This is a genomic window from Phormidesmis sp. 146-33 (assembly GCF_052939515.1).
This window is the reverse complement of record NZ_JBJPHU010000011.1, coordinates 1-18432: the sequence shown is the minus strand read 5'-3', so window position 1 is coordinate 18432 and position 18432 is coordinate 1. Positions and strand designations below refer to the sequence as shown.

Genomic DNA, 18432 nt, shown 5'->3' with positions numbered 1-18432 from the left:
ACTGCTTGATTTTCATCGCTTCATAACCCTAAAGTGCATTAGACTAAGGGCATTCATCGCTTTGAGTGGGTGGGGAGGCTTCAGGATTGGGTTTGATTCGATCCTGATGGGTCGATCGCAGTGTTGAAAACAGTTCTATTCCCTACAGCGCACGACTGCCATGCGTAACAGATTCCCGTTTGGATTAATTCTGCTTCTCAGCCTTGTCTATATCGGGTTTGGTGACCAGTTTCTACCCTTCTCGCTCGGTCGCTACAGCTTTCAGGCACGCAGTTCGCTCAATCAAATGATGGTGGGGGCGTTTCCGAGTTGGCGACCTAAAGCAGATCCCCAACAGCGCACTCAGGAAGCCGTCAAGCAAACTGAGAAGGGAGAGCAAAAAACGAATTAGATTTGAGGTTTGAGTTAAAGCGTTGAGTTGTCGGTTGAGGCATTGTCTAAACTTTTGGCGATCGCCCTCACTCAAACCCTTTTCACTCAAACCCCAGCCTTTTCTAAACCTTTTTCAACCAGCTAAACATGGCGCGCAGGTCTTTGCCGACTTCTTCGATCGGGTGTTCTGCTTCCCGACGGCGCATGGCGTTGAATCCTGGTTTGCCTGCCTGATTTTCGAGGACAAACTCGCGCGCAAATTGTCCGGTTTGAATCTCAGACAAAATCTTTCGCATTTCCAAGCGCGTCGCATCGGTGACAATCCGCGGCCCGCGAGTCAGATCGCCATACTCTGCTGTATTGGAAATGCTGTCGCGCATTGTAGCCAGTCCGCCTTCGACAATCAGATCGACAATCAGCTTGACTTCGTGCAGACACTCAAAGTAAGCCAGTTCGGGCTGATAACCTGCTTCGACCAGGGTTTCAAACCCGGCTTTGATCAATGCACTCAACCCGCCGCACAGCACCACTTGTTCGCCAAACAGATCCGTCTCGGTTTCTTCGCGGAATGTGGTTTCAAGAACGCCGCCTCTGGTGCCACCGATGCCCTTGGCGTAGGCCATTGCCCGATCGCGGGCCTGTCCTGACGCATCTTGATAAACCGCAAACAGCGCAGGCACACCTTGACCTTGCTCATAGGTACGCCGCACGAGATGACCGGGGCCTTTGGGCGCAACCATCACCACATCGACACTGGACGGAGGCACGATTTGGGCGTAATTGATGTTAAAGCCGTGGGCAAACGCCAACACGTTTCCTTCGCTGAGATTGGGTTCGATTTCCTGGGTGTAGACCGATCGCTGCACTTCGTCGGGGAGCAAAATCATGATAAAGTCGGCGGCTTTGGTGGCATCGACCACACTATGAACCGTCAGCCCCGCATCTTTGGCTTTGATTGCAGACTTGCTGCCAGGATACAGTCCGATAATCACGTTGAGACCGCTGTCTTTGAGGTTGAGGGCGTGGGCGTGACCTTGAGAACCGTAACCGATGATGGCGATCGTTTTTCTAGCGAGTAAATCGAGATTGGCATCCGCGTCGTAATACATCCGCGCCATGAGAAAGTCTCCTTGCAGCAAGTCTTGATGGGTTATCAGAACTCTCAATTTTATCAGAAGGAAGCCACAAAAATTGGATGGTGTCCGGCGTGTCGAGAATTCTGTTGTACAGTATCTTCGTCATTCTTTTATGGAGGCGATCGAGTCGATGTCTACCCCTCACACTTCACCGTCCCCTTCTTTTTTGCGATCGCTGGCTCGATTTTTTGGCGAATATTTTATCTACTTGCTGCCGTCAGCGTTCATCATTTACTTAGTTTTAGAGTCTTATCAAATTGATTTTCGTCCCTATTACATTGCAGGTAAATCAATTTTATTTGGACTTGATCCTTATCTAAATCATGTGAATGATCACCCAGAATTTTATACCCCTGTCAACGCAAATATTTCTCCAGGTTCAGGCTTTATTTATCCCCCGTTTGCATCGCTATTATTTGCGCCTTTTGCAATGCTGCGTTACGCAAACGCCAAACTGTATTACAGCATCTTTATTTTGATTCTATTGTGGTTGTTATTGTTTGAGTTAGTCAGATATAGCCAATTTGAAACAAAAGGTGAAACGCTGCTGTTTGTGATGGCTAGTTTTCCAGTATTTGCCAACTTTGAGCGAGGACAAATTGATATTCTAGTTTGTTATCTGACGATCCTCTCGTTTCTCACTTATCAACGTCGTCAACCTCAAGCAATTTCTGGATTTCTCTTAGCGCTGGCCTGCTGTATCAAGCTGTTTCCTGGGATTGCCGTTCTCTACTACCTGTACAAACGAGAATATAAGCTAATTGCTTACACGTTTGGGTTTATTGGGTTTTTATTTTTATCACCGATCGCTTACTTTGGCCCGGCGATCTACACCAGCTACGTCAAACGAATTTTGCCTCAGTTTTTTGGCGCTCTATCGAGTCCAGTTCCGATCAGTACGCATGGTCAGGCAGTTGTCGATCGCGTGGTCAAATCCTTTGATAGCAATGGATTAAGAGCAACCCATGATTTTGTTCACGGCTACATGAATCCCTTCTTGAGAAATAATCTGGTCGGTGCGGTGATTGTGGGAGCGATCGCGTTTTCAGTGCTGCTTTATTATCTGCGTCATAGCCCAGTTGAACGTCAGTTTTTCTCGGTGATGAATTCGATTTATCTATTCAATCCGCAAACCTGGATTATGGGCCTAGTCTGGTATATTCCTCTGTTTGTTTACCTATTTGGAAAAGTCAATCATTTAGGAAAGTTTGTATTAGTTTTGCCGCTGATGATGCCGCCTTTTACAAATACTAATGGAATGTTAGCGTACGCAATTACGCTTGCCTTTGCCATTCCCAAATCTCGCGATCGTCTGATTAAGGGGCATGAGCTTTTACAGAATGCTTAAGAATGAATGTTCCACACCATTCAAAGAAAGTTTAAAGTCATATTGGTTTGATTAAGCCTCTTCGCCCCGGTGTTTAGCGCTTCTGCCCCCCAACCTACAATCTGGGGGACTTTAAAGAGATTTCTGATTACAAAGTCCCTCACTTGTGGGGGATCTAGGGGGCTGCTAAGAACTGCAACCGTAGCCCAAAATTATGTTGAGTTCACGTTAATTAAAGCGTCTGCAAACTATCGACTAAGGCTGAAATGGCACTCGGAACTTGACCAGCCGCCGTTTGAGTCGCGGCAATCAAAATCATCGCCACATCGGTTGGTAGCTGACGAACTAGAATCGTGCCGCCGATCGGTTGACTTTTTCCGGCGATCGTCAGGCTCCCTGTCCAATCGAGCTTGATGCCCCCTGGAATCGCTTGCCACTGACCCGGCTGAAATCCTTCTCCTTGCTGAAATGCCGTCTGAGCAATCTTGGCCAGCGCATCGTTATCCGTTCCTTGTAGGGCGAGTTGTCCCTGCGATCGCACCAAAACCGTATAGGCCAAACTGCCGTCGGGCGACTCGATCAGCACCGATCCCGCCAAAGGACTGACTTTATAATTTTGCAAAATCCCAATCTTAAAGCGGCCTTCCGGGTCTTTATGTTCACCACTCACGGGCAAAGGTAGCGCAGTCGAAGCGGGAGACACCGGAGCGACCCCTTGCGGGTAACTCGGAGAGAGCGGACTGGGAGCCACCAGCGGCGAAGTGGGCAGTGGGGGAACAGGAACACCAGGCGCAGTGGGAGAAATCGTCGGTAAAGGAGCCACCGGAACGGCCGTCGGCGGCCCTGCGGGAGAAGCGGGAAGTGATGGAGAAGCGGTGGGCGGTTCAGCTTGGGCCCGACTCAATCCTGTCCAATTGTTTTGAATAAGCGTCGCGGCAACCAATAGGGCGATCGCCACTCCCATCCACCAGTTTCGCTGCCATCTCATCGCTCGTCTGCTCCTATCGACCTAAAATTGAGGGATTGTTTGATCCAAAAACACCAGCAACGCATCCGATCATCAAGGTTGCGAGAGTTGCTGCCCAGAGAGCTTTCCAGCCCAATTCGCTCAGGTCTTTGCGGCGAGACGGAATCAGACTAACAAAGCCACCGACAAAGATTCCGACCGAGGGCAAATGGGCAAAGCCACACAGCGCGTAGCTGACGATCAACAGAGAGCGATCGCTGATTGCTCCTCGATCACTCAACAGCGCCAATTGCTGATAGACAGGCACTTCTGTTTCCAGCAACCGCCGCCCGATGAGAACCGAAGCCTGCCACAATTCCGCCCAGTTTAACGAAACGCCCGTCAAAAAAGTTAGCGGCAAAAACAGCGCCCCCATAATATTTTGCAGCGTCACGACTTCAAAAATTAGGCCCAGACGACGCAAAAAGAGATTGCTGCTTTGGGCGAGAGAAGCCAGGTTGCCAAAAAACAAATTTACCAGGGCGACCAGTCCCAGAACCGCGATCAGAAGGGCCGCAATGGCGATCGCCAGTTTCACCCCATCCATTGCCCCGGTGATCACGCTTTCCATTGCATTCGATTCGGGCGCGTCCTTCGGTTCTTCTGGCAAGCTGCCCAGGGTTTTAGGCGTTTCTGTTTCGGGCACCAGCAGTTTAGAAATGACAAAGCAAGCCGGAATCGCCATAATCGAGGCAGAAACCAGGTGCCCTGTAATGTTGGGAAAAACGGGGCGAAGTAGCTGGGCGTAGAGGGCGAGAACCGTTGAAGCAGCGCTTCCGTAGCAGGAGGCAAGAACGGCACAAAGTTCGCTGCGAGTCATGTCTGCCAAAAAGGGACGCACTACCAGGGCGGACTCAATGCCCACAAAAATGTTCGTAGCCCCGCTCAACGCCTCTGCGCCACTGAGATTCATCGTCCGGCGAAAGAGTTTGGCAAACAGACCAACGATCGGCTGAATTAGCCTCAAATAATAAAACAGCGACATCAGGGCGGAAAAGAAAATCACCGACGGCAACGCGCGAAAGGCAAACACATAGCCCAAATTTAAACTATCGGGGCTGAGGCGATCGCCCGCAACCGGAATATAAGGCGGCGTGACCGCACGAGCAATCCAGCGACCTGCCAACACTGGCCCCGGTACGGTAGAAGCGTCTGGGACTAATAAGGAACCAAAAATAAACCGAGCACCCGCCTCCGTCGCATCCAAAACGGCGTTGACGTTGGTGCTAATAATCTGAACGATCGTGCGCGTCACCGGAAACGAAAACACCAGCAGTCCCAACACCAATTGCAGCGCAATCCCCCAAATTACGACCTTCCAGGGAATCACACGGCGGTTTTCGGAGCCGAGCCAAGCGATCCCACAGAGGGCAAAAATCCCGACAAAGGACAAAAGATTTAGCCAGGTCATTTTATCGATATCGACCGATCACATCGTTGAATCTGATTCTCAGCAAGTCTATCAGCATTCGGATCGAGTCTTGCACAAGATTCACGGTTGAGTGTTTTGTTTGATGCTGGTCTGACACCTTCGCGGGGATTTCGACGATCGTATACCCCACTTTTTCGCCAAATAAAGTAGCTCTGCATCAAACGAAAAGCCTGTTAATGCTTGTTTAGCAAACAATGTTTTAGCCGCATGTTTCTAAAATCCCTTTACACCTGCTTGCATATCTCGATATTGAAGATTCAGCACTTTGCGAGACAGAAAGTTATAAACTTGACCTGCAATTTTATGGCTCCATTTCAAGTCTTTTTTCAAGTCTTTATTGCTGCTCACTAACCCTCGACAACCGATCGCTACTTCTGCATTTTGCAGCTTTCTAACTAACCGATCTAACTGATCGAGTGAATAAGCTAAATTACCATCCAAAAAGCAAATATAGTCACTTTGAGCATCGTCAACTCCTCGACTAATCGCGTGTCCTTTTCCAGCACGAGGACGATCAGAAAGTAGCTGAATCTGTCGGGTTTTGGCTAAATGAATTCCAAAAGAAATGATGCACTTGGCACGATCGCTCGACCCGTCATCCACAAAAATAAATTTATAGTTCGGATGTGTTTGCAAATAGCCCAAAATTAGATGCAACGTATCCTGAATACAGGCTTCTTCGTTATAAACAGGCAAAATGACAGAAACAGGTGATTTATTCTTTAACTTGGAGTCCGAATCTTGAGATTCTGATTCACTCGATCGGTGGCGAATTACCGGAACGGAGGGTTCGGGAACCGTTAAAGCCCTGTGCGTTCACGCCGGGGATGAAGAATCGGGTTCCCGCGCCGATGTCAGTCGGCAGAGTTCAAAGAACGAATTAACTCACGAAGGACATCATTGAGGCTCCGTTCTTTCTTCTTGCAATACTTGGAAAGCAGTTCATATTCTTCATCTGAACATCGCAAAGTAATCGTTTTCATGCTGTCATTCTGAATGCAATATGCTATCATACTAGCATGAAGACATTGAGGTTCAAGCTATATCAAAGCAGCCGAAATAAACACCTCAAACGCAGTATCAATGCTGCTGGGGTGATTTATAACCATTGCATCGCCCTCCACAAACGGTACTATCGGATGTGGGGTAAGCACTTGAACTGCAATAAGCTTCAAGCTCATATCGCCAAATTGAGAAAGCGTAAAGCATTTTGGCAAACCGTAGGCTCTCAGGCTGTACAGGATATCTGCCAGCGAATCGAGAAAGCCTACCAACTGTTCTTTAAGCATCACAAGAAAGGAGTTAGACCACCGGGATTTAGGAAGGTGAGACGATACAAATCGTTCACCCTCAAGCAGGCAGGCTACAAGTTCTTGACAGGCAATCGGATTAAGATTGGGAATCGCGTCTATCAGTATTGGAACTCCAGAGAGATTGAGGGGACGGTCAAAACATTGACCATTAAGCGCACTCCATTAGGTGAGTTGTTTATGGTCATCGTGGTTGACGGTACAAGCGAATTAGAAACCAAAGTCGAGACGAGTAGAATCGCTGGCTTTGATTTCGGCTTGAAAACATTCCTCACAGTCTCGGATGGTTCCAAGATTGAATCACCGCTATTCCTGAAACAATCGCTCAACGCCATCAAGAAAGCGAGTCGGAATCACTCCAAGAAACAGAAAGGATCATCGAACCGTGAACGCGCCAGATTGAATCTGGTACGCAAACATGAAGATGTTGGCAATCGTCGCTCTGATTGGTTCTGGAAGTTGGCACTCGATTTAACAGATCAGTTTGATGTGTTGTGCTTTGAAACGTTGAATCTCAAGGGAATGCAGCGACTATGGGGACGCAAGATTTCAGATTTGGCGTTCGGAGAGTTTCTTAAAATCCTTGAATGGGTAGCAACCAAGAAAGGAAAGCAACTTGTCTTCATTAATCGTTGGTATCCGAGTTCTAAGACGTGCTCGAATTGCGGTCATGTGCTGGAAAGCCTAGATCTCAATACGAGAGAATGGCGTTGTCCGTCCTGCCAATCGGTGAACGGCAGAGACGAAAATGCTGCAAAAAATATTTGTGCGGTTGGGGCATCGACCGCTAGGTTAGGCGATGTTAGACAGGCTACGCCTGCAATCGCTGTCTGACCCTAGAATCCCCGTGCGTTCACGCCAGGGAGTATGTCAAAATCCAGGTAGACCCAAGCAGAACGGTGAGATGACAGGACAAAAAATGATCAAATGGTTCAATCAGCGCCCCTGGTTACTGTTGCCATTTTTGGGGCTAATTCCATTAGCAGGATATGCGCTCAATCACACGCCACAGTCTGAGCCAAGTCCAGTTGCAGAAAGTCGCCCCAGTCCCGTTGCTTCGAGTTACCCGCAGGTCGTGCCCCCGCGTCCTTCCGCGTCCCCGACTCCTGCGCCCAAACCTACCAAATCGCCCTCTGTCAAAGCCACTCCGACGCTTACGCCCGTCAATCCTGCGTCGCTGACCAAAGAAGAAATCGCCCTCAACCAAAAAGCCAAAGCAGAATTTGCAGCCCTGCGCGGCACTGTGGATTCGTTTATTGAAATGCAGGTGTCGATCAGCAATGGGAATGCTTCGACGATCGCCTCCAATGCGGGTGCTACGATTCTGGATGAAAAAGGACGATCGCTGCACACCTTAGCCCCAGGGACAAACTATCCAGCCCAGTTAGCAGGCAGCGGGATTGCGGTAGGCGATCGCCAACTCCCGGCGGTTGTTTGGGTAGAACCTGATCCGAGGGGAGTTTTGTATTTGGGCGATCGCCCTTATCACGGCAAGTTTTTGTTAGTCTCTCAAGCAGGTCGGCTGCGGGTGATCAATTATGTGAATCTCCGCCAATATCTGCACAGCGTTGTGGGCAGTGAAGTGTCACCGAGTTGGCCAATGCAGGCGCTCAAAGCTCAGTCGGTAGCGGCGCGTTCTTATGCGTTGACGTATTATTTTAGACCCGCCAATGCGCTCTATCACATGGGGTCAGACGAGTATTTTCAAGTCTATAGCGGCATCAAGACCGAAGCCGATACAACCCGCAAGGCGGTCGATCAGACAGCAGGCGAGTTTGTCAGCTATCGGGGGGGCATTGTCGAGTCACTTTATGCCGCGTCAGACGACATTGTTGCAGAAGCCTTTCGTGGCAAGGGAATGAGCCAATTAGGAGCCTTAAGCCTCGCCGAAAAAGGCTATTCTTACAAACAGATTTTGTCTAATTACTATCCCAAAACCGGGGTCGCTCGCATCGAAGAAGATCGCGAATAAGCGTTTGCAACCGTTCCCAATCTCGTCGGTCTGATCAACCCAAAGATGATGTGGACTACGGTAGATAACGATTTAATTCGTGAGCCTTAATCTAAACAGACCTACTGAGGCTTGGGAGGCGTTTTAGAGGGGCCAAAGTAGGCTTTGTAGACCTCGTGAGCGATCGGCACCGCTGATTCTGCCCCATAGCCGCCATTTTCGACCACCACCGCGATCGCGATCTGAGGGTCGTTGACTGGCCCGTACCCGACATATAGCGCATTGTCACGCTGCCCCAAGACTTCTGCCGTTCCGGTTTTGCCAGCCGTCAGCGGAATCGATCCATCATTTAACTGTTTGCCCGTGCCCTGCTGCACTACGGCGGTTAATCCCTGTCGAATCACGGCGATCGCTCCCGGACTCAGGCCTGTCGCTTCTCGCTGCATCGCGGGTAAGTTGGTTTGATCCGCCAAAAGATGAGGCTTGATCCGCCAGCCGCCATTTGCGATCGACGACACCATCACCGCCATTTCTAACGGAGTCACCTGCACCACGCCCTGCCCGATCGACATACTCACCGTGTCACCGGGATACCACTCCTCGCCAAACAGTTCTTTCTTTTGCTCAGGGGTAGGAATGAGACCGTGATTGCCTCCATCTAAGCCCATTGTAGAAGTCTCGCCTCCGATGCCCAGACGGTGCCCCCACTTCGAGATTTCTTCGGGGCCAGCAGCGATCCCAACCTGATAAAAGAACGTGTTGCTGCTAAAGGCAAAGGCTTCTGGAAAGCCAATCACTCCATATCCACTGCCGCCGTGTTCATGAAAGGAAATGCCGCCAATGTTGATCGATCCAAAAGTCGCCAGCGTCGAGTCAGGAGAAAACTTGCCAGACTGCATCCCCGCCGCCGCTGTCACAACTTTAAAGGTACTCCCAGGGGGATAGCCTTGCAGGGCCCGATTCAAAAAGGGATGATCCTGGCTTTGCAGCGTCTCCCATTCCTTACCAGAGATTTTGCGCGTAAAAAGATTGGGATCAAACGTGGGAGCACTGGCCATCGTCAAGACGGCTCCCGTTTTCACATCCAAGACGACAACCGCCCCGCGACGATTGTTGAGTGCTTTTTCGGCGGCCTGCTGCATCTTGAGATCGAGCGTCAACCGCAGATTAGTCCCCGCGATCGGCTGCTGTTTGCCCAACAGTCTTAGCTCTTTGCCTATGGAGTCTACTTCGATCAGGCGATTGCCCCAGGTGCCACGCAGGGTTGCGTCTGCGATCCGCTCAATGCCCATCTGCCCCACCAGCATCCCCATCGGAAATTCGGGGTGCGCTTTGAGATCGTCTGCGGTGGCTTCTCCGATGTAGCCCAACACATGGGCCGCCAGACTGCCATTAGGATAGCTGCGATTGGATTCTGCCTGAATTTCGAGACCTGGAATGTCGCCGCCTTCTTGCAGTGCAATAAATTGGGGGGGAGTCAGCTTGCGATAGATCCGGACGGGAACGGCCGATCGATATCCCACCTTTTCCAGCTTTTTGAGAATTTCTTCTTTGGGCAGGTCGAGAGTTTTGCTCAGGCGATCGGCGGTCTGCTGCCATTGGGCCTGAGTTTGCTCACGCGGGTAGAGGTAGATTGCTCTTGATAGCTCGTTTGCGGCCAGAGGATTGCCCTTGCGATCGAGAACGTTGCCGCGATCGGCCACCAGCGGAGAGGGACGAATGCGGTTTTGTTCGGCGAGTTGGCGATTATGTTTGCCCTGAACAATTTGAAGCTGGGCGAGTCGAAACAAACAAACACTGATCAAACTTGTCGCCACCATCAGCAGCACAATGGATCGGTGAGAGCGCTGCGATCGGGTTTGGTTGACCCAAGAGGTAGATGCAAAAGAGAGTCCACTAGCCATCGTCTATCCAAGCTTTCCTATGCTGAAATATGAATTTGAAACCGGGGTGAAACTTTAAAAGAGACCCTAATGTTTGACAGAAGTTTCTGTCTGTAATGCTGTACGGTTGTTGGGTTTATAATCCTGTCTCATCCAAAGATTTGAAGACTTTTTACCTGACTATCTGAGAGCGTATTCTAAGCGATCGAGGAGTCAAAAGATAAGACGTTTAATTCTGTTTGATAGAGGTTAAAAGACTCACCCTCAACCTGCTCTTTAGCCTCACAAGCTCACTGCAAAAAAGCCTTCTCAGTATCCTCAGATTTTGGCTTTCTCTCTGCTAGATTCGCTACCTCTTTCTTACAATCCGGAGAATCGAATTCCTAAAAGGACGCTTTGATCGTCCTAAATCGACTTCTCGACCCAAGGTTTTCCTGCCTCCCCGTTTAGTGTCCCTTCTCGTCTCACCATACACCGCTCTATTCCTTCTTCAAGTCTTCGCTGCATAGAAAATCTCGCACGGTTTGGATAGAGTGAGCCAATGCTAAAAGCAATTGCGGAGCCTCTTCAAGATTTTGCTGTTGGGACTGATGGTCGAGCTTGCTGGCGATCGTCTGCATTTCAGTCAGTCCTACATTGGCACTGGCTCCTTTGATATGATGGGCTGCGCGGGCGACAGCTTCGTGATTCCCAGTGGCGAGGGCGGTTTGGGCGGTGTTTAGATGCTCCTGGGTGTCCGTGACAAAAATCTGTAGCAGTTCTTGCTCAAAGTCTGTGTTGCCGTCAGAAATTTGATGCAGATGCTCCCAGTCGATCGCCAGGCTAGTTTGCCTCACCCTATCAGTTTGCTCCAAGACTTCCCCCCAGTGCAGTAGCTTTTCATGCAGTTTTTCTTTGGAAATGGGTTTGCTCAGATAGTCATCCATTCCCGCTTCTAGACAGCGTTCTCGATCTTCGCGGAGAGCATTGGCGGTCAAGGCAATGACGATCGTGCGGGGGCGGACTGGCGGCCCCTTACAGGTCTCTCGGAACGATCGACGAATCGCTTGAGTGGCTCCATAGCCGTCGAGAATGGGCATCTGGCAATCCATTAGCACCAGATTGTAAGGAATCTTCTCCATCATTTGCAAGGCTTCTTGACCATTGGCGGCGACATCGGCGGTGTAGCCTAGATTTTTGAGCTGATTTAAGGTGACTTTTTGGTTGACCGTGTTGTCTTCGACCAGCAGAATTTTGAGCTTTGATTTTTTCTCAAAGGGCACGACCCTTGGCGGGTAACTCGAAGAGATCGCCGTTCGGTACAGCAGGTTCTCAGATTGGGCGATCGCAGAATTTAATTCTGGCTCTGGGTTCAGGGTTTTGGCGGCTTCCACCGTATCAGACAGAGCCGTCACAATGCAGGCGAGCAGGCGAGATTGTTTGACAGGCTTGACCACATAGGCCGAAAATCCCATCTCCAGCATCCGTTTTGCGCCGCCCCAGTGATGTACCGAAGTCAGCATAATCAGCTTGGTCTGAGACAGTAAAGGATTGTCCTTAATCTGCGATCCCAGCGTTTCTCCATCCACAGTGGGCATTTGCATGTCGAGAATGGCCAGATCAAAGGGGCGATCGATCGCCTGCTGAGATTGAAGGAGGGCGATCGCGGCGGGGGCACTGTCTGCCTCGCTGACCTGAATTCCCCACCCCGAAAGCTGATAGCGTAAAACCTTACGATTGGTGGCATTGTCGTCTATCACTAACAGCCGCAGTTGACTGAGATCAAGCGGACTGACGAGCGTGGGGGCCGTTTGCAGAGGCTTTTCAAAGGTGAGGGTAAACCAAAATTTTGACCCCAGGCCTTCGAGACTCTCGACTCCGATCGTGCCGCCCATTAGCTCTACCAGTTGTTTTGAAATCACCAGCCCCAGACCCGTTCCGCCATATTTGCGCGTCATGGAGGCATCCACCTGAGCAAAGGGATGAAACAGCTTGCGTTGTGCGTCTGGCGAGATGCCGATCCCCGTATCCATAACGGAGATCTCCAATGTGGTCGTGGTCGCAGTCTGCGCCCCCTGGCGGGTATCTTGAGGAGATTGCTGCGTCGCCTGAATCACCACTTCTCCATGATTCGTAAATTTGACGGCGTTGCCCACAAGATTAGTTAAGACTTGTCGCAGCCGACTGGCATCTCCTTGAAGCTGAGAAGGGAGATTGCGATCGATCAGCGTGGCAATTTCTAATCCTTTGGCGTGGGCGGCGGGGGCCAGCAGATCGGCGACTTCTTCGATACAGGTAGACAGGTTAAAGTCGAGGGTTTCGAGTTCCATTTCTCCCGCTTCTAGCTTGGAGAAGTCGAGAATTTCATTAATCAGCGTCAGCAAACTATCGCCACTGGCTCGAATCGTTTCGACAAAATCTCGCTGATCAGCGCTGAGACCTGTGTCTAGCAGCAGCCCTGTCATGCCCAAGACGGCGTTCATTGGGGTGCGAATCTCGTGGCTCATCGTCGCCAAAAAAGTACTTTTCATTTGAGACGCGCGTTCTGCTTCGGCGCGAGCTTGCTCTAGAGCCAGATTTTGCCGGGCTAACTGTTCTCGCTGTTGGGTTTCTTGCGCCAGAAGCCGGGCCTGAGTTAGGGCAATTCCCACTTGATCGGCGAGTTGGGCGAGAAAGTTGACCTCAAAGCTATGCCAGTGGCGAGGGGTGGCGCATTGGTGTGCGATCAAAAGCCCCCAGAGAACGGGTTCTGTCTTGGAGCCTGTGCCTTGTAGAATGGGGACGACCAGATTGGCTTTGACTTGAAACTGCTGGAGTAGCTGTTTGTGACAGGGCGTGAGGTCAGAGGATTCGAGGTCATCGATCGCCACCGTTCGCCCGTGATAATAAGACTTCCATCGCCCTTCTTGAAAGCAAGTGTCTTGAATGACTTGACCCAGGGCGGGCACCCATGGAGTATCCACCGATTCGACGACGACGGTGCCGATCCAATCTTCGTCAAAGCGATAAATCAGCACGCGATCGGCCTGCAAAAATTGCCGCACTTCTGCCACGGTGGTGTTGAGAATTTCTTGAATATTCAGAGATTGCCGAATTCTCAGGGTGATGGCCGCAAAGAGTTGCGATCGCAGGTTTTGTCGTTGCAGTTCTTCTTGAGCCTGTTTGCGCTCGATAAATTGGCCGAGTTGGCTACCGATCGAGGTAACCATCATCACCATCAACGCTTCGTCAGGTGGCTGAATGGCTTGATTGAACAGGGTGATCACGCCCAAAATTCCGTTGCGGCTGGAGATCGGGCAGCCGAGTGCGGTGTGGAGTCTGGACTGTTGAGCGAGGGGCGATCGCAAAAATCGCTTGTCAAACACCACATCGGTGATCCACAACGGTTTGCCACTCGCCCAAACTTGACCGGGAAGCCCTAACCCAGGCGAAAACACCCACTCTTGAGATGAGGCTCCAAAGTCAACAAATTCTTCTTGAGATCGACACCAGTTGGCCGCGCAGCGAATTTGATTGGCGGTTCGATTGACGACCCACAGTTCCCCCAAGTCCCAGCCGCAGCTTTCACAGATCGCCTGCAACAGTCGGGGAGTCGCTTCGCTAAGGGACGAAGATTCGGCGAGGACTCGCGCCACAGCCTGTTGGAGATGAAGCTGCAAACTGGTCTGTTGGGCTTGAGCGGCTGTCTGCTCTAGTTGGAGAATTCTTCTTCGCTGTTCGAGTTGAGTGATGACCTGGCGAGCGATCGATTTCAAGTGTTGCGTTTGTTTGGCATCAAGGCTTTGGGGCTGATAGTCCATGACGCAAAGGGTTCCGATCGCCAGCCCTTCTGAGGTGACCAGAGGAACGCCTGCGTAAAACCGAATCGGCAGCGCGGCGGCTCCCTGGGGATGAGGAATAAAGCGTTCGTCTCCTGACGCATCCACAACCACCAGTACATCTGATTGAGTCAGGGTGTGGGCGCACATTGCCTTGCGGCGGGGCATTTCTGACGCTTCGATACCGATTTTGGCTTTGAACCATTGGCGATGGTCGTCGATCAGACTAATGAGCGCGATCGTTGTGCCACACAACTCTGCTGCCAGTTGAGCCAATTCATCAAAGACGGCTTCGGGGGGAGTATCAAGGATGCAATATTCCTGGAGGGCGCTCAGTCTTGCCGCTTCGCTGTCTGACGAAAATAAGTTCATAAATTGAACGGGGCTACGACGCTGCGTTTTTCATAGAAATCACCCATACTTTTGTGATTGTTACATAAGAAACTTTAGACTTCAGTATTCTTTTAAACTCAGGCGAATTTTTATTCTGGCGTTGCTGATTGGAGAGATGAATCTGTGGGAAGTGTCCATCTTTTCGCCCCCTAAATCTCCCAAAATTGGGGACTTTGGACTTTGGACTTTGAACCGAAAATCTTGTCTAAAAGTCCCCTAGAGTTGGGGCCAGAAGCGCTGAATATCGAATCGAACAACTTTCATCGAATTCACGCACGTCAGCCGTTGATTAACCTCCTGTCTAACGTCTTCTGTCTAATGTCTCTCGTCCAACGTCTTGCGAAACCCTGCGAGAGGTGACACCATAAGCATCAGAAGCGAACAAGTGTTCTGAGCAAAGGTTCTGAGCAAAAAAATGGCTCGTACTCCCATTCTCAAATTCGATCGCGGCACCCTCATTTTGCATCCGCCTCCCAAAGGTAAAGCCTGGATGGATTATGCCACCTGGGACGATCGGGTGGAAAAGTTTCGCATCCCCGCTCATCAGTATCGTAATCTGGTGCTGGCCATGCGGGCAGAAGGTACAGAACTTGACGACAAAGCCAGGGCGTTTGCAGAAGTTAAAATGGTGACCAGTCTAGAAATGGAGCCGTATCCTCATCAGCAAGAAGCGCTGGATGCCTGGAGGTCTGCGGGCCGTATGGGTGTGGTCGTGTTGCCAACCGCCGCCGGAAAAACGTATCTTGCACAATTGGCGATGCAGGCGACTCAGCGCAGTACGCTCGTGATGGTGCCGACATTGGATCTCATGCACCAGTGGTATGCTCATTTGGTGGCGGCCTTTCCAGATGTTGAGGTAGGCTTGCTCGGAGGCGGATCGCGCGATCGTACCCCCATTCTTGTCTCAACCTACGATAGTGCTGCCATCAATGCCGAAACATTGGGAAATCAATACGCGCTGTTGGTGTTTGATGAATGCCATCATTTGCCCAGTGACTTTAATCGAGTGATCGCTGAATATGCGATCGCGCCCTACCGATTAGGACTCACGGCCACACCCGAACGAACGGATGGCAAACACGCCGATCTACAAAGCTTAATCGGAGCCGAGATCTATCGTAAAACCGCTGAGGAACTGTCTGGATCAGCCCTCGCAAAACACAAAGCCACTCAGATCAAAGTAAAACTTTCTCAACAGGAACGCGAACGCTACGATCGCTTAATTCAGATTCGCAATGCCTTTCTCAAAGAAGCCAATATCTACCTCAGCAGCGCTCAAGGCTGGCAGCGATTTGTGCAGGCGAGTGCCCGATCCAAAGCGGGACGCAAAGCCATGTTGGCCCATCGAGAAGCGAAAGCGATCGCCTTTGGCACTGAGGGCAAGCTGAGAGTTTTGGCGGATCTGCTGGCTCAACATCATCCCGAACGCACGCTGATTTTTACCGACGACAACGCCACGGTTTATCGCGTTTCCCAAGAGTTCTTAATTCCCGCAATTACCCATCAAACTCCGGTTAAAGAACGACACGAGATTCTCACGCGATTTAAGCAGGGAGACTACAAAACTTTGGTGGCTTCGCGAGTGTTAAATGAAGGGGTGGATGTGCCGGAGGCGAGTGTGGCGATCGTGCTATCAGGGACGGCTTCGACCCGCGAATACATCCAGCGTCTAGGGCGCATTCTTCGCAAAGGAAAAGACCCCACAAAACTGGCATTATTGTACGAAGTGGTGGCAGAGGATACGACTGAGGAAAACGTGTCTCGTCGGCGCAAAGGTGAAACGGCTCGATCATCAAAGTCCCATCAGCTAGAGTTGGTGCCTCCTACGATTTATGCGGTGCCTGCTAAGACGGTGCCTCGTGCGGCCGAATCTGAGGCGGATTGGGATGATTGGTCTTAGAGCTAGGAACGAGGGATGAGGGGTTGTCTTCGATGATCTGTTCCCCCTTTGGGGGTAATACGCTTCGCGAGAGGGATGAGGGATGAAAAATGACTTGTCGGAAGTGTTGAATCGGCTTAAAGAGTCTTCTCAGGGATTGTTGTGGATCAGTGAGTCAGAAGCGCCGTTTGAGGTGGTTGTTTGGGAAAATGAAGCGCAGGAGGAATTGAACGATCGTACCCTTCTCAGACATCTCGATCGTTCAGATACGTCTGTCGAGACCCAGGACTTTGATGCTTTTTTTGCAACGGCTACCCAAATTCAAGATTGGCAGAATGAGGAAGAACAAGCGATCGTTCATCAATATCAGCAGCTTGTTATCGCGCTCAAACAACATCTCCGAGATCTCAAAGTTTATCAACTGGGTGAAGTGAATTGTGACATCTACATTCTCGGAAAAACAGAAGCCGGACACATCGCAGGATTAACCACCCAAGCTGTAGAAACTTGAAATAGCGTTAACGTGAATTCGATGAGAGTTCTTCGCTTTGTTGTTTACGGCTTCTGCCCCCCAACCCCCAATTTTGGGCGACTTTTAGATCAGTTTTTTGGTTCAAAGTCCCTCACTGGTGGGGGATTTAGGGGGCTGCCGAGACGACAACCGCAGCGAAAGATCTCATCGAATTCACGTCAACCCGAAGAGAAACAGGGTTTAATTTCTCAGCCCTCAGCCCTCATCCCTCATTCCTCTCGCGAAGCGAAGTTCTCCCTCATCCCTCATCCCTGATCGACCTTCTCCTCAATCTGAACTTGAATCGCATCCGACACATTCGTTAAAAAGTTGTAGCCTGTGCGATCTTCTGTCAGATCAACGCTGACTCTAAATTTGCGCCAGTCGTCTTCTCGAATCCCTTGCTGATTGGGCATATCGACCGCAATGATTCGTGTTTTTGCATTCACGCCAGCCGTTCCTAATCCTGGTTTATCCAAGACGACGATGACTTTCCAAACGCGATCGGGAGCCGTAATTTTGACGTTGCTCTTGCCAATCGATCGTTTGTTGCCATAGCCACCCGCAATGATGTAAAGCTCTTTGCCCTGGGTGACTAACTCTCGGCAATAATCCTCCAAAACTCTCCACGGCCCCTGATTGTTGTCGGGCGCTTGAGGCAAAATATTAGTCATCAAAAACGTCGCAGAATTGTCTTCAGCATTGCGGCTACGATCGCCAGAAGGAGTGAGGTGTCCCCGGTCAAACCCACTGCCGTTGTAGTCACTCGATCGCACGGCATAAAATCTCTGAGGCAGACGCTCATCAGGGCGAAAATTATTGCTGCGCGGCACCTCTCCTAGCCAATCTCGGTTTAGCTGCCAGCTTGCCCAATTAGGAATATGCCGACTGTTATTGTAAGAAACCACATACTGAGGCTTTTCTAAGAGATAGTTGTTGGCATCAGTTTTGGCATTACTAGGATTGCCCATCATCAGATTAGGATTGATCACCGGAAGAATTGATTGGGGCGGTCGCTGCATCCATAAGCCACAGCCAACCACTATCAACAAAATCAGCGCGATCGCAACCCACCAGCCCCGTAATTTCATCATATTTGGCAGATCTGCCCACCATAAAGCTGACTTTAATTATGGCTTGAGCCAGCCTGTTGCAAGAATAATCGTTGATCACCCAGCGATCGTAGAGCGCTAAAGTAACGTGAATGGCGTTGCTGAATCAGGGGATGAATTGCCCCAAAGCGGAGGGAAACCCAGTGTTCAAAGTCCCCCAATTTTGGGGGATTTAGGGGGCGCAAAGATTGACACTTCCCACAGATTCATCCCTCCAATCAGCAACGCCACGTGAATTTCATGAGAGTTTTTCGCTTCGTTGTTCACAGCTTCTGCCTCCCAAGCTGCCAATTTTGGGGGACTTGAAGAGAAGAATCCTGGTT

Annotated in this window: 14 protein-coding genes; 6 read left to right on the top strand and 8 right to left on the bottom strand. The window is 50.5% G+C overall.

Features of this window, described 5'->3' with window-relative positions:
- The first annotated feature begins 160 nt into the window (after window positions 1–160).
- Window positions 161–391 (top strand): hypothetical protein, encoded by a 231-nt coding sequence (locus ACJ2PR_RS06755; protein WP_446876460.1) that lies wholly within the window; start codon window positions 161–163, stop codon window positions 389–391.
- Between the two features lie 103 nt (window positions 392–494).
- On the opposite strand, the gene ilvC is transcribed toward ACJ2PR_RS06755, so the two are convergent.
- A complete protein-coding gene (ilvC, locus tag ACJ2PR_RS06750; RefSeq protein WP_446876459.1) occupies window positions 495–1490 on the bottom strand; it encodes a ketol-acid reductoisomerase in 996 nt (331 codons plus the stop codon).
- Between the two features lie 73 nt (window positions 1491–1563).
- On the opposite strand from ilvC, the gene ACJ2PR_RS06745 reads away from it, so the two are divergent.
- Window positions 1564–2856: a glycosyltransferase family 87 protein gene (locus tag ACJ2PR_RS06745; protein ID WP_446876458.1), complete on the top strand. Its 1293-nt coding sequence runs from the start codon at window positions 1564–1566 to the stop codon at window positions 2854–2856.
- A gap of 211 nt (window positions 2857–3067) precedes the next feature.
- Here the strand turns inward: ACJ2PR_RS06745 and ACJ2PR_RS06740 are convergent, their stop codons facing one another.
- From ACJ2PR_RS06740 to ACJ2PR_RS06725, 4 genes are all read right to left on the bottom strand, one after another.
- Window positions 3068–3823, bottom strand: a complete 756-nt coding sequence (locus ACJ2PR_RS06740) for a hypothetical protein (RefSeq protein WP_446876457.1) — start codon at window positions 3821–3823, stop codon at window positions 3068–3070.
- Between the two features lie 13 nt (window positions 3824–3836).
- Complete coding sequence (locus ACJ2PR_RS06735; RefSeq protein WP_446867390.1) at window positions 3837–5252, bottom strand: NupC/NupG family nucleoside CNT transporter; 1416 nt, start codon at window positions 5250–5252, stop codon at window positions 3837–3839.
- Window positions 5253–5486: 234 nt separating this feature from the next.
- A complete protein-coding gene (locus ACJ2PR_RS06730) occupies window positions 5487–5969 on the bottom strand; it encodes a glycosyltransferase family 2 protein (protein ID WP_446876456.1) in 483 nt (160 codons plus the stop codon).
- Between the two features lie 158 nt (window positions 5970–6127).
- Window positions 6128–6256 (bottom strand): DUF6290 family protein, encoded by a 129-nt coding sequence (locus ACJ2PR_RS06725; RefSeq protein WP_071837133.1) that lies wholly within the window; start codon window positions 6254–6256, stop codon window positions 6128–6130.
- A gap of 36 nt (window positions 6257–6292) precedes the next feature.
- On the opposite strand from ACJ2PR_RS06725, the gene ACJ2PR_RS06720 reads away from it, so the two are divergent.
- Both ACJ2PR_RS06720 and ACJ2PR_RS06715 read left to right on the top strand, forming a co-directional pair.
- Window positions 6293–7417 carry an RNA-guided endonuclease InsQ/TnpB family protein gene (locus ACJ2PR_RS06720; protein ID WP_446876455.1) on the top strand — a complete coding sequence of 375 codons (1125 nt, stop codon included), beginning with the start codon at window positions 6293–6295 and terminating at the stop codon, window positions 7415–7417.
- Between the two features lie 70 nt (window positions 7418–7487).
- Entirely contained in the window at window positions 7488–8555 is a 1068-nt protein-coding gene (locus ACJ2PR_RS06715; protein ID WP_446876454.1) for a SpoIID/LytB domain-containing protein, read from the top strand.
- A gap of 101 nt (window positions 8556–8656) precedes the next feature.
- On the opposite strand, the gene mrdA is transcribed toward ACJ2PR_RS06715, so the two are convergent.
- The gene (gene mrdA / locus ACJ2PR_RS06710) at window positions 8657–10438 is read right to left on the bottom strand and encodes a penicillin-binding protein 2 (protein ID WP_446876453.1); all 1782 of its coding nucleotides are present in this window, start codon (window positions 10436–10438) and stop codon (window positions 8657–8659) included.
- 458 nt (window positions 10439–10896) lie between these two features.
- Complete coding sequence (locus tag ACJ2PR_RS06705) at window positions 10897–14586, bottom strand: GAF domain-containing protein (protein ID WP_446876452.1); 3690 nt, start codon at window positions 14584–14586, stop codon at window positions 10897–10899.
- Window positions 14587–15022: 436 nt separating this feature from the next.
- On the opposite strand from ACJ2PR_RS06705, the gene ACJ2PR_RS06700 reads away from it, so the two are divergent.
- A complete protein-coding gene (locus ACJ2PR_RS06700; protein WP_446876451.1) occupies window positions 15023–16507 on the top strand; it encodes a DEAD/DEAH box helicase family protein in 1485 nt (494 codons plus the stop codon).
- A gap of 82 nt (window positions 16508–16589) precedes the next feature.
- Entirely contained in the window at window positions 16590–16997 is a 408-nt protein-coding gene (locus ACJ2PR_RS06695) for a nuclease A inhibitor family protein (protein WP_446867398.1), read from the top strand.
- Window positions 16998–17263: 266 nt separating this feature from the next.
- On the opposite strand, the gene ACJ2PR_RS06690 is transcribed toward ACJ2PR_RS06695, so the two are convergent.
- Window positions 17264–18091, bottom strand: a complete 828-nt coding sequence (locus ACJ2PR_RS06690) for a DNA/RNA non-specific endonuclease (RefSeq protein WP_446876450.1) — start codon at window positions 18089–18091, stop codon at window positions 17264–17266.
- Window positions 18092–18432 lie beyond the last annotated feature (341 nt).